This window comes from Pseudoselenomonas ruminantium (assembly GCF_900104055.1).
In the GTDB taxonomy this organism is placed as follows: Bacteria; Bacillota; Negativicutes; order Selenomonadales; family Selenomonadaceae; genus Selenomonas_A; species Selenomonas_A ruminantium_C.
Window position 1 is genome coordinate 28100 of record NZ_FNJQ01000012.1, and the last position, 13050, is coordinate 41149.

Here is a 13050-nt window from a genome sequence, read left to right on the forward strand (position 1 = left end):
CGAATAAACGAATTAATCGAAAATATACACGCCCAAGGAGTGAGGAGAATATGGCTGGAAAAATCAAGAACTGTCCTGTATGCGGGAAACTTTTCAGTGACACAGGGCATGGGTGCTGCATGGATTGTTATGATAAGATCCTGGAGAAGGAACGGGAAGTGGTGAACTATGTCCGCGACCATCGGGGGGCGAAGATTCCCGAGATTTGCGAAGCCACCGGCGCTCCTTCCGGTATGGTCAAGAAGATGATCCGCGAGGGACGCTTCGAACAGATTGGGGTAAAGATGACGTACCCTTGCGAGAAATGTGGTGCGCCGATTTTTTCGGGCAAGATCTGCCAGTCCTGTGAGGAAGCTGCCAGAGCTGAACTGCAGAAGCAGGCGGCGCTGCAGACAGCCGCACGGCAAATGGCCAAGACGGATCAGAACAGAGGACAGGGCTTCCGGTCCAAGGATCGTTAATAATTTCTTAATAAATAAGAAGGTTTCAGTATTTATACATGATAATGGGCGAAAAAAGCCGATTTATGGAGTAAAATGACTGTAATCCTAAATAATGACCGAAAAGCAGGAATTAAGTTTCCTGCTTTTTTTGTCGATAGTTCAAACAGAAGATACAGTGTAACTTCAATAGATGTAAGGAAAATAATGGATTACAGGTGGTGAAAACGATGATTATCAATGGTAATGTACAGGCCGTGGCCGGAGCTTACAGCGTAAGTTCGGCGGGCGGCGTGAAACGGACTGGCAATGTGCGGGATGTTGCAAAGAGCGACGAAGTTGTCCTGTCCCATGAAGGACAGAGCTTCAGCAGTATGCTGCAGAAGCTCCAGAATATGGACGAAGTTCGCGGGGAAAAAGTTCAGAACCTCAGCGAGAAATTCGCCAACGGCAGTTACAATGTGCCCAGCGAAAATATTGCAGCCAGCCTTTTAGGCATCCGGTTCTAAGATCAAGCAGGTGGGAGGAATTATGGCATGTGGCAGGAGTTTGCAAATACACTGAATGAGCTCAACAAGGATTATCAAGCACTGATTGAAATAGGCAAAAAGAAACGCACGGCCTTAGTTCTGGTGGATATGAAAACCGTGGAAGCCCTGCTGCCGGAAGAGGAAAAACTCACCGGTCATATTGCCCAATTGGAAAAGCGGCGGCAGGCTGTGCTGCTGAAACTGGCTGTCACCAGTGAAAAACTGGGGCCGGATTCCAGGATGGATGATATCATGGGGCTTATCCCCGCAGGGAAGCTGCGTATGGTGGTGCAGAATCTATACAGCATGCTGCAGGCCACCGTAAAGGAAGCAAAGGAACTCAGCGAGGGCAATGCCCTGCTGATCCGCGCCGCGATGGAAGCAGCCGCGTTTCATCTGAACCGCTTAGGCGGAGCCACGGTGGAACCGGCCTATGGCAAGGGCGGCGAAGTTGTTTCCCATCGCAAGAATCTTGATTTTAATGCATAAAAGCTTTCTTCTTGAGGAGAAGGCAGCAGCCATAAGGCTGACGGATGAGGTGGATTCTATGGACGAAGCAGTACGTTTGCTGAGGGCTCAGGTGTTGCTCAGCAATCAATGTTTGGAAAAAATCAAAGCACTGAAAAACAACTTGCAAGCAGAAGATAAAGGCGCCAATATCGTTGCTGCGGTACAGTCTCTGGAACCTGCCTTGCTGGAATTGGGGAAACTGGAAAAGGAAAAAAGGGATTTTTTACATAAGCAAAGCGCAAGGGATATGCGGACGTTTATTAGTCGGATGCCTCCGTCAGAGGAATGGGAAATCCTCGTGCATCTCTTTCACCGCACGCAGGAATTTGAACAATCTATGCGTGGGGAAATTTCTGCTGCGAAGTTACTATTGGAACGGGGAAAGAAATACGTGGATTATAACGTCAATGTCATGACCCGGACCGTAGCGAACAATACCTATAATCAGGAGGCAGCAGAAAGCGGAAGCCAGCGCGGGATCAAGATGTTTGATTCCAGCGTCTAAGCAGCAATCAGTTTTTGCCAGGATGTGGCAGAGGAAAGAATGGGTGATGAATATGCGTTCCACATTTTCCGGACTGAATACAATGGTTCGCGGCGTTTTTGCAAATCAGTTATCATTGGATACGGTTGGTCATAATATAACCAACGCTTCGACAGAGGGCTATTCCCGTCAGGCTGTGAATCAGGCAGCTACCAGGGCGCAGGAAGTATCGTCATTATACGGCGGAGCTATGGTAGGTACGGGCGTTGATACCATGTCAATCCTGCGCGCACGCAATGTCTATGCCGATAAGCAGTTCTGGTCGGAGACAGCTACCCATGAATATTACAAGAACCAGCAGGTGAACTACGATAAGTTAGAGGTTATCTTTGACGATTCCGATAAGACCGGCCTGCTTAATTCCATAGAACAGTTCTATAAAGCCTGGAATGACCTGTCGGCCAATGCCTCTACGAACAGTAACCGGGTTACGGTGCTCGAACAGGCCAATATCTTTATTGACCGGATGAAGACGGCGGCTTCTCAGTTGCAGGAGCAGATCAATGCCCAATATGATGATATGAAGATTCATATCAATACGATCAATGATATCAATTCACAGATCGTGGAACTGAACAAGAATATCATGAGTTCGGAAGCTGTGGGAGCGCAGGCCAACGATTTGCGTGACCAGCGTGACCTTTTGGTGGACGAGCTGTCCAAATATATGAACCTCAATGTCTATGAGGACGAAAAGGGTATGTATACCGTGGTGTCGAACGGCCTTTCCATGATTAACGGCATCAACAAGCTGACATTGGAGATGTCAGATCCTTATAATAATAAGACGTATGGCATCAATGATTACAACATCATGATCAAGGAATCCGGTGTGAGCTATGTACCGCTGAATGGCAGCCTGAAAGCTCAGCTGGATACCGTGGCTGAGAATAAGGGATACATCAATAAGCTGGCGGATATGGCTGGCTTTATGATGACAACCTTCAATGAAATGCATCAGCAGGGGGCCGGTATCGATGGTACCGATAAGGACTTCGGCAGCTTCACGAATAGCAGCAACTACACGGGCCCTTCCTATGGACGCAATTTCTTCGGTGATGATAATACGGTGTATTCGTGGGATAATACGACACACAAGGTCGTGGCTACGGAATTCACCTATGATAGTATCACACGTTCCTTTGAGCCGGATACTACTTATGATGATAATGGGACGACTATCCGCCCGGTCAAAGTGAAGATTGAAGGGGATCTCAATGAGATTGAATATCTGGATGGCATCAATATCATCAATGCCATGCAGGTCAATTCCAAGCTTACAGAATCCGGCGGCACAACATTGATTGCTGCCCGCAAGCTGGTTGTGGAAAAAGAAGTTAATGAAGGGACGTATACAGGCAACTATGTGGTCAATGTAAATGGCTCCGGCGACGGCACAAATGCCGTAAACCTCAGCAGCTTGTTCAATCTCGATGCTTCCAATGTAACGAATACCGCTAATATTTCTGTGCGATATACAGAGGATGGCGGTGCTACTTATACCAGCGTTGACCTTAGTGAAACGATACGCGCCGATACCAATGCTGTGGGCAAGATTTCCTTGAATGCCTATTATAATTCCGCCATGTCCCAGCTGGGCACGGATGCCAAATCTACGGATACCAAGGAAAGTGCACAGGAAGATCTGATCACGCAGATTGTCAACTGGCGTTCCTCCACCTCCGGCGTTGACTGGAACGAGGAACTGACCAATATGATCAAATTCCAAAAAGGCTATAGTGCCTGCTCCCGCTGTCTCACCACCATGGATGAGATGCTCGACCGCTTGATCAACAGCACCGGCACTGTCGGAAGATAAATGAGGTGAAATAAATGTCTATTCGTGTCAGCAGTAATCAAATGGTCTATGGCTATCAGAAGCAATTGAATGATGCAAATACCAGACAGACAACGTTGCTCGAGCAGGGGGATGGCAGCAAGTTGCACCGCCCGTCTGATGCGCCCGTAGACTATTCCAAGTTTATCCGTTATGATGCGAGTCTCAATGAGAACGAGCAATATACGAATAACGTAGACAATGCGATTTCCTGGATGAAGACCTCGGATTCGGCGCTGGTCAACATGACCGCCATCCAGACCACGTTCAAGGAAAAGACCATTGCGGCAGCCAATGATACCAACAATACCGTAGACATGGCCGCTATTGGCAAAGAAATGATGGCCGAGATTCAGGAACTTATTTCCTTGGGCAATACCATGCAGGGAGATCGCTATGTATTCGGCGGCCAGCGCGACCTGACCAAGCCTTTTGAACTGTCCGAGGATAAGATAGATCGCGGACTGGCCAAGACGCTCGATGTCAATCAGGAGGCGTTTTTCTCTGGCGACTTAGGTATCAATACCAATGGTTCCTTGCGTCAGATGCTCACGCTGGAGGGCGAGACCCGTGATGGCAATGTGGTGAAATATTATCTGAATACGAAAAACGGCAAGTTCTATTCGGAAGATTTTGTCGAAAACGGTTATAAGGACATTGTCGCCCAGGATGCCAAGGCTACTGTCAAGGCTGGACAGGAGGCAGGGACTGTTTCCGGTTGGGGCGGCAGTACGGATGTGGGCAAATATTTTTATAATACCGGACAAATAAAGGCTGATGGCGAAACGTTTCATGTAGATGTTACGTTGAATGGTGAGCCCGTAACGCTGAAATTTAAGACTGTCCGTCAGCAGCTGGCCTCTTATACCGGGGATAACAATCAAATCTCCATGGTCAAGAAAAATGGCACGACAGAGCCAACGGCTGATGCTGTGAATGTCACAGGGCCCCAGATCTTTGGCTGTGATATCTTCGACGATCCGGATTCCGGCAATGCCTATTCTGGCACGGCTATGCTCAATGAGATGCTGACTGTGCATACCAAGGTGGTCTCGGATGACCACAGATGGCTGGTGACCGATGGCCAGACTGTTTCCGACACGGCGCATGCGGTAACGGTAGAGACGGAAACCTTCCTGGGCGCGCGTCAGCAGCTCTACACTTCCGCCAAGACCATGCTGGGCAATCAGAATGAGACCATAACCAGCGATATCACGGATGTAGGTTCTACGGATGTGGCCAAACTGGCCGTGCGGCTGATGCAGGAACAGACTATCTACAATATGAGCCTGTCCCTGGGCGCCCGAATCCTCCCGCAGAGCTTAGCTGATTATCTGTAATATGATAAGCCTTCCCCTTGAGGGGAAGGGGGACCGCGAAGTAGTGGATGAGGTGTGATTTTAAATATTTTTCAAGATATTTTAAGAAAAACATGGTAAAATAGGAGTAAGTAAAAGGATTTAGCAGGAATTTCCCATGGAGAGGGTGAAGTAATCTATGCTAAGGCTTAATATGCGGTTTACCCAGCCGATGATCAGCATTCATACACAGCTGGGAAAACTGGAAGCTCACTCGACACCCGCCGAGCTGCATACGAACGGACGGCAGGCTCGCTCCAACCGACATTGGACACAGCCGTCCGTGGAGATAGACCAATATCCGAGCCGTCATGCGTACGGCAACGATAATCATACCGACTTTGCCAAAAAATATGGGCAGCAGGGCTTTGCAGACCTGTCGAAAACCACTTCCCGCTGGACACAGGAAGCCTGGGACAATGTGGAGAATAGTGGCAAGAAAGGGCGCAACCCGGTGAAACAGCGGTATGACAGCAAACTGCAGCAGGAGATAATGAAACAACGGCATATCGTTACGGAACTTATTCCGGATCCTGTCATCAAATTCCATCCGCCAGAGGCGGTGGGGGATATTGATGTGGGCGATGTGACCGTAGATATCACGGCTGATTACAAAGCTCAGACGAACTTTACTCCTGGCAAGGTCGACATCTATCTGCAGCAAAAAGCAGATGTACGGCGGTGGCTAACTGAGGACAGGTACGATATTTACGCATGATAAAAAATTCACGCGGAAGTGGAGGCAGAGCAGATGAGAAAAGTCAACACATTAAGATTCGGTGAAGTGGAAGTAGCAGAGGAAAAAGTAGTACATTTTGCTGATGGGATTCCCGCTTTTGAAGATGAACATGAGTTTGTGATTGTTCCTTATGATGAAGAAAGCCCGTATGTGTTCTTGCAATCGCTGGCAACGCCGGATTTGGCGTTCCTGATGACGATGCCCTTTGTATTCTTCCCCAATTATGAGTTTGAAATCGATGATGAGAATCAGGATAAGCTTTCCCTGACCAATCAGGATGATATGCTCATTTATACGCTGATCACGGTGAATAATGGCAAAGTGCAGGATATGACGGCCAACCTGATGGCGCCGGTTGTCCTGAACACGGCCAATATGCAAGCCCGTCAGCTCGTACTTGATAAGAGCGGCTATACGACCAAGCATAGATTGTTTCCGGAAAATAAGGAGGAACAATAATGCTCGTACTTACTCGCAAACCGCGTCAACAGATTATGATTGGGGATGATATCGTCATCAATGTGGTAGAAGTTCAGGGGGACAACGTCCGCATTGCCATCGATGCACCCCGCGAAATAAAAATCTATCGTGGCGAGATCTATCGCGCGATACAGGAAGAGAATCAGCAAGCGGCCGCTCCAGTGCCCATGGATTTGGACTTAAGCGCTGGCCTGCCGAAAGAATAATTAAATTTTTAGTTAGGGAAACTGGTGTGAATCTACGGAGGGATCGACATGGTAGGAAAAATTCAGGACATAGTATCGGCCTCGATTGTGGCCGGTGCTGCGGAGCGGGTTGGCAGCAGTGATACGGCGACCAAGGTCGTGGCCAGTGAAAGCCAGGAACCAAAGGTGCAGCGTCTCGAAGATACCCGCGACGCACAAAAGTACAATCAGGCGGAAGAAAAAGAAGATCAAAGCAAGGCCGGCGAAGAACGCGAGCCTATGGATGAGAAATCCGTGAGCTTCATGACCAAGGAATTAAACGAGATCATGAGCCGGATCAACTGTAACCTTGTGTTCCAGTATCACAAGGATGTGGACAGAATGTCCGTGAAGATGCTGGACAAGAAAACACAGGAAGTAATCAAGGAAGTGCCGCCGGAAGAAATGCTGGAGCAGATTGCCAAGGCCAGAGAGTGGTTGGGCGCCTTCCTCGATAAGAATGCCTGAGGAGGTGTGAATCATGAGTGGTATGGGTATTTACGGCCTCTCCGGTTCCGGCATAGATGTCGATTCGATGGTTCGCATGGGCATGATGACCAAGCAGAATGAATACGACAAGATGTATAAGCAGGAAGTTAAGAATGAATGGATCAAGGAAGCTTATGCAGACATGTATAACAGCCTGAACACATTCAATTCTTCAACCCTGTATGACTACAAACTGTCGTCCACTACCAGTCCCATGTCGGCCACCAGTTCCCAATCGACTGTGGCAACGGCTGTAGCCAATGCTGATGCAGCTTCCATGTCGCACACGGTCAATGTGGAGCGTACGGCATCAAATGCTTATCTCTTGTCAGCAGATAAGATCAAGCGCAATAACACGAATCTGTCCGAAAGTATTTATCTGAAGGATGTCCTGTTCACCAAGGAAGAACAGGATACTTTGAATGGTGAGATATCCGGAGATACAGAAGAAGCTAAGAAAAAAGCAGATTCAGCACTTTTGTCTTTTGATATCGCAGATGGTACAGAATCGGATTCTAAGAAAAAGACTATTTCTTTCACCTATGAGGAAATACTGAAAAATAATCTGACGCTGAATGATTTGTCTTCTCGGATCAATCAGTCGGGCGTTAATATCAAGGCTGGATATGACAGTGCTAACGATGCTTTCTCGCTATATCAGAAGGATGGTGGCGTTGACAATAAGATATTGCTGACGGTGAAATCTGGAGATGCTTATGCGAATGGAAGCAAGCTGTTGAACAATCTCCAGTTGGCTTCTGTTACGCAGGATTTAGATGGAAATAATCAGCTGACCAGCAAACTGTCCGATGTGATGACGGTTGAGACCACTACGGGCACAAGCTCCATTGGTGGTGCTAAAAACACCTATACCAGTTCCATCACGGTGGGTAATGATACAACGTTGGATTCGTTGTTTAGCGGAGTTAAGGTGGGGAATGACACACCAATAACTTTTACGTTGTATAATGGCAATACTACTGGCGAGATGAAGGAGACGTTCAATTTAGGCGGCGGGCTTACCATAGGTGGTTTGATATCGCAAATCAATCATGATGGCGGCCTTTTTACGGCTAGTCTGGATGATGGTCACCTTACAATCAAGGCAAAAGGGAGCGATGAGACGGTCAGCTTCCAGGTGGATAATACCGATACCAGTGAAAAGGCGGAAAATGGCCGGTATCTCATCAATGCGTTGAAGTTCGACGGTATTACAGAAGAACTTTCCGTTGATGTCACAGGTCTGGCTACGGCCGTTATGGGAGATAAACTGGATGCAGACGGTAATGTAGTCATGGAAAATGGCAAAGCAGTCCAAGAAGTAAAAGGATATAAGCAGGGGGCGGAAGGTGTCAGCGCTAAGGTTAATATCGATGGTCGTGAGTATACTTCCGATACATCCAAGATTACCGTGGGCAATGTCACCTACACATTGGCTTCCAAAGGTTCGACTACCGTTACCGTCAATCAGGATACGGACAAGCTGGTCGAGAATGTCAAGAAGTTCGTCGAAGACTATAACAAGATGATCGATGAACTTAATGAGAAGTATTATGAGGAAAAATACAGTGACTATGGTGTGCTGACGCAGACGCAGGAAAAGGGCATGACCAAGGAGCAAATTGACAAGTGGAATGAGAAGGCCAAGTCTGGTCTTATGAATCATGACCAGAACATCGGCAAGATCATTAGCGAAATGCGTCAGGCCATCTATACGCCAGTGGAATCGGCCACAGGTAAGTATAATACCATGATGTCCATCGGTATATCTTCCGCAAATGACCGCGGTCATCTGAAACTCGATGAAGACAAGCTCAAGAAGGCTTTGGCTGAAGAGCCGGATGCCGTACGGGAAATCTTCAATTCCAGCGGTGACTACACCGATCAGAATGGCAAGGTGCAGACCGACTACGACAAACAGGGGGTTATCGGTCGTATCTCCGATTCCCTGTACAAGAATCTAAAAACCATGAAATCCTATGCCGGCACTTCTACGGAGGCGGCGGACGGCAGCTCACTGGGTGACCTTATCCGGGAACTGCAGACCAAGATGTCAAATTTCAAGACCATGATGAAATCCTACGAAAATATGCTTTACAAGAAGTATGATGCCATGGAGCTGGCCATCCAGCGCATGAGCGTCTCTATGGGGTATATCACCGGCGGCCAGTAAGGCGCAAAGATCTAGGGAGGCAGAGGAATGGTAAATAACGCAGCAGAAGCTTACAAGAGACAGCAGATCATGACGGCTACACCTGAAGCACTGACCTTGATGCTTTACAACGGCTGTTTGAAGTTTATGGGCGAGGGCAAGGATGCAATCGAGGCCAAGCAGTATGAGCAGGCCAATACATCCTTGCAGAAAGCCCAGCAGATCATTTCCGAATTTCGCATTACCCTGAATATGGACTATGATATTTCCCATCAGCTGATGCCTTTGTACAACTATTGCTATGACCGTCTGGTGGAAGGCAATATGAAAAGCGATACAGCGCTGGTGCAGGAAGCTATTGATATCATCAAGGAGCTGCGGGATGCCTGGGTACTGGCCATGAAGAAGGCACGTCAGGATGGCGGAACGAAGAATGTGCAGGGTGATAGCTATGTCGGCTGACCTCACGAAAGCAAAAGCCAATTGGCAGATGTATTACACCCTGACGCAGGAAATGCTCAAATTCATCAATCAGGATGATGTGGATCAATTCCTGGATTTGGAACGCCAGCGCAGTGAACTGGTGGAACGCATGAAAGCACTGCCGGAAACGGAGGATTACCGCAAGACATCTGAATGTCAGGAACTGGTGCAGAAAATCAAGCCCCTGGACATGCAGGTGGTTTATAAAGCCAAAGCCTGGCTCAACCGTTCCCGTCAGCAAAATGCCACAGTTCATGCCTATGATATTCAGGGCGTAAACAAATTGGGTAATATCTTCAACAAAAAATATTGAGAAAAACCTCTCCGACAAGGAGAGGTTTTTTTTTATCATTGCCGAAAATATAAGTCAAAGGGGGGAGACTCGTGGAGGAGCGGAATGTAAAGATATCGGTTTGTTATATTGTGAGGAATGAAGAGCAGACCTTGCCCCTTTCCTTAAAATCTGTTCAGCAGGCTGCCGATGAAATTGTTGTGGTGGATACTGGCTCAACGGATAGGACGAAGAAAGTGGCACTGGAATTTGGTGCTCAAATATATGATTATGTCTGGCAGGATGACTTTGCTGCTGCCCGCAATTTTGCCTTGGATAAGCTTAATAGCGATTGGGTGATATTTTTGGATGCCGATGAATGTTTTAGCAGGAAAAAGGCAAAAATTCTGCGTTCCTTGATTGCAGATCAGGCCCCATCTGTGAATTTGATCCTTGTCCAACGGCAGGATGTGGATGAAGAGGGAAAGGTGATGCTGTCTCTTTATGTGCCACGGATTTTTCGCTTGCGTAAGGACTTGCGCTATGTGGGGGCTATACATGAAGAATTAAGGCAGAATGGCGGAATGGTAAAAGGAATTGTCACAGTATCTCCAGAACAATTGCGGCTTATTCATACAGGATATGCTGGTAGTTTGGGGAAGGCAAAGGCTCAGCGCAATCTGGATATTCTGCGGAAAGAGCTGGCGAAAGCGTCAGATCCGGGGCATTTATATGGTTATCTGGCCGAGGCTTATGATGGTATTGATGATCAGGAAAATGCCATGAAGTATGCTTATCTGGATATCGCAAGGGGGCGGCAGGCGGAAACATATGCCAGCCGTTCTTATCGATTGTTGTTGGGAAAATTATCCCGACAGAAATGGGACTACCAGGAGCGGCAGCGGGTGGCCAAGCTGGCGGTACAGGACTTCCCGGAAGTGCCAGAATTCCATGCCGAATATGGGGAAAGCCTGGCAGCAGGCTGGCAATATCGGCAAGCAGCCGGGGAAATGAAAAGGGCTTGTGAATTGGGACAGGATTATGCAGGCTTGGAGCCATCCTTGTTTACGGCTGAGGTAATGAAGACCTGCCAGAGGCGGGAAGACTTATTTACAAAACTGGCTGCAAAGGCGGAGCGATTAAATATCACGGCCTGTGTGATTGCTAAGAATGAAGCCAAGAATATTGTCCGCTGGCTGGAAAATGCCAAAGTTTATGCCAATCAATGCCTGCTTTTGGATACTGGTTCAACGGATAATACCTGTGAATTGGCGGCTGGTGCAGAGATCTATCATTATGAGTGGAAGGATGATTTTGCTGCGGCTCGAAATGAAGCTTTGCAGTATGTTAAGGGCGATTGGGTGGCGTTTCTGGATGCCGATGAATTTTTTGCCCATCCGGAGCAGGTGCGGGGCGTTTTGGCGGAATGTGAAATCCAGCATCCGGATGTTGAAGCGGTGCGTCTGACTATCTGCAATGTGGATGAGGATGATGGTGGACGGGAAATATCCCGCTTCTGTAATGTACGATTGTTCCGCAACCAGCCGGAATTGCGTTATGCAGGGCGGGTACATGAAAATTTGTTGAATGTAAGGGGCAATGCTTTGGAAGTTTGGGAAGAACCCTGCGTGGAAGTTATCCATACCGGATATTCCAGTAGTGTGCTCCTGGCGAAGACCCAGCGAAATTTAGCCCTACTGAAACAGGATATAGCGGCAAAGGGGGAGCAGCCACAGCATTATCGCTATCTGGCCGATTGCTATCATGGGCTGGGGGATTACCAGCAAGCACAGCTTTACGCATTGCGGGCGATAGATGCACCCCTTAAAGGGCAGGGAACCCATGGTGATATGTACTATATGGTATTGTTGTGTATGCGGGCCTTATCGGAACCAGAAGCGGATCAGCTGGCTTTTGCTCAGGCCGCCGCCCGTAAGTTCCCTGCGCTGCCGGATTTCCCGGCAGTGATGGGGATACTTTATCAGGAAAATGGGCAGTATGAGCAGGGGGAAAAATACCTGACGCGGGCATTAAGGCTGGCTCGTCAAAGTGATGGACGGGAGTCATCGTCATTTAGTGATATAGAGGCTTTGGTATATGCGAAATTGGCTGATTGTGAGCAGCATTTGGGGAAAAGTCAGGCAGCCTTGCAACATAGCAGTCAGGCAATGGAATGCAGTCCTTATGAGGAAGAGGTTTTGACTGGATTCTGTATGGTAAGGCAGGAGAATAGAGAAAAGCTGATTATAGAAATGGAACGGTATTTTGCCGATACAGAGCAGAATTGTGCCTTTTTGTGCCGCTTTTGCGAGCGCAATGGTTTTGGTGACTTGTATGAGTATTATGGCAATCACTGGCAAGAACGTTATGGAAAAGAACTGCCGCGGAGGCAGTATTATGAACTTTTGAGGCAGGGCGATTGGCAATCGCTGGTGGATAAATTGCAGCAGGGGTTGGTGGCTAATTTTGAGCTGTCGATTGATTTGTTGCTGAGACTTGATCGTCAGCAGGGAAAAAACTTTAGGGATGTTGAACGTCAACTGGTGGCTTTGCTGCCTGCTGAGGTACAGGCCATCTGGGCAAAAATTTCCCAGGGGGAAGCGCCTGCTGATTGGCAGAACTATAAAATTATATGGTCCCATATATTAACCTATGGTGATGATGAACAATTGGAGAAGTACGGAGAACTGGCGTTACGTCAGCAAGAAATCTGGCAGGATATTGTGAAAGACTTAATGGAACAGGAAAAATGGCGGGCGGCCTTTAACTTGCTGGCCAAAGTGCCCCAGGAGGAGGCTGATGGCGAATTTTGGCAAAACTTGGGACGATGTCTGTATCATTTGGGGGAATATGAAGCGGCCAGGGAAGCATTGGAACGGGCCCGTCAGCAGGGGCTGGATACCATGCTGATGAAATCCTACGAGAAATGGCTGGAAAATGTCAGCTTAAGCCGGAGGAATACGCTATGAAGGAAATAAAACTATCGGTATGTT

14 protein-coding genes are annotated in these 13050 nt (G+C 47.9%); all 14 read left to right on the plus strand.

Annotation, left to right across the window (positions count from 1 at the left end; genetic code table 11):
* Positions 1-50 precede the first annotated feature (50 nt).
* The 14 genes from BLQ59_RS06675 (at position 51) to BLQ59_RS06740 (ending at position 13026) form a co-directional block, all read left to right on the plus strand.
* Positions 51-461, plus strand: a complete 411-nt coding sequence (locus BLQ59_RS06675) for a flagellar protein (RefSeq protein WP_074572106.1) — start codon at positions 51-53, stop codon at positions 459-461.
* A 209-nt stretch (positions 462-670) separates the two neighbouring features.
* Positions 671-949: a flagellar biosynthesis anti-sigma factor FlgM gene (flgM, locus tag BLQ59_RS06680; RefSeq protein ID WP_074572107.1), complete on the plus strand. Its 279-nt coding sequence runs from the start codon at positions 671-673 to the stop codon at positions 947-949.
* A gap of 27 nt (positions 950-976) precedes the next feature.
* Complete coding sequence (locus tag BLQ59_RS06685) at positions 977-1459, plus strand: flagellar protein FlgN (RefSeq protein ID WP_074572108.1); 483 nt, start codon at positions 977-979, stop codon at positions 1457-1459.
* Positions 1404-1985, plus strand: a complete 582-nt coding sequence (locus BLQ59_RS06690) for a hypothetical protein (RefSeq protein WP_143005304.1) — start codon at positions 1404-1406, stop codon at positions 1983-1985. Before BLQ59_RS06685 ends, BLQ59_RS06690 begins: the two co-directional genes overlap by 56 nt.
* A gap of 52 nt (positions 1986-2037) precedes the next feature.
* Positions 2038-3843, plus strand: coding sequence for a flagellar hook-associated protein FlgK (flgK, locus tag BLQ59_RS06695; protein ID WP_074572141.1), 1806 nt, complete (start codon positions 2038-2040; stop codon positions 3841-3843).
* Positions 3844-3857: 14 nt separating this feature from the next.
* On the plus strand, positions 3858-5201 hold the full coding sequence (gene flgL / locus BLQ59_RS06700) for a flagellar hook-associated protein FlgL (protein WP_074572110.1): 1344 nt from the start codon (positions 3858-3860) through the stop codon (positions 5199-5201).
* A 157-nt stretch (positions 5202-5358) separates the two neighbouring features.
* The gene (locus BLQ59_RS06705) at positions 5359-5937 is read left to right on the plus strand and encodes a DUF6470 family protein (protein WP_074572111.1); all 579 of its coding nucleotides are present in this window, start codon (positions 5359-5361) and stop codon (positions 5935-5937) included.
* A gap of 33 nt (positions 5938-5970) precedes the next feature.
* Complete coding sequence (gene fliW, locus BLQ59_RS06710) at positions 5971-6417, plus strand: flagellar assembly protein FliW (RefSeq protein WP_074572112.1); 447 nt, start codon at positions 5971-5973, stop codon at positions 6415-6417.
* Entirely contained in the window at positions 6417-6644 is a 228-nt protein-coding gene (gene csrA / locus BLQ59_RS06715) for a carbon storage regulator CsrA (RefSeq protein ID WP_074572113.1), read from the plus strand. The genes fliW and csrA overlap by 1 nt, the downstream gene beginning before the upstream one ends.
* 48 nt (positions 6645-6692) lie before the next feature.
* Positions 6693-7130, plus strand: coding sequence for a flagellar protein FlaG (locus BLQ59_RS06720; protein WP_074572114.1), 438 nt, complete (start codon positions 6693-6695; stop codon positions 7128-7130).
* Positions 7131-7143: 13 nt separating this feature from the next.
* Complete coding sequence (gene fliD, locus BLQ59_RS06725; RefSeq protein WP_074572115.1) at positions 7144-9324, plus strand: flagellar filament capping protein FliD; 2181 nt, start codon at positions 7144-7146, stop codon at positions 9322-9324.
* 27 nt (positions 9325-9351) lie between these two features.
* Positions 9352-9765 (plus strand): flagellar export chaperone FliS, encoded by a 414-nt coding sequence (fliS, locus tag BLQ59_RS06730; RefSeq protein WP_074572116.1) that lies wholly within the window; start codon positions 9352-9354, stop codon positions 9763-9765.
* Entirely contained in the window at positions 9737-10099 is a 363-nt protein-coding gene (locus BLQ59_RS06735; RefSeq protein ID WP_256324625.1) for a flagellar protein FliT, read from the plus strand. The genes fliS and BLQ59_RS06735 overlap by 29 nt, the downstream gene beginning before the upstream one ends.
* Positions 10100-10170: 71 nt before the next feature.
* Positions 10171-13026, plus strand: coding sequence for a glycosyltransferase (locus BLQ59_RS06740; RefSeq protein ID WP_074572118.1), 2856 nt, complete (start codon positions 10171-10173; stop codon positions 13024-13026).
* Positions 13027-13050 lie beyond the last annotated feature (24 nt).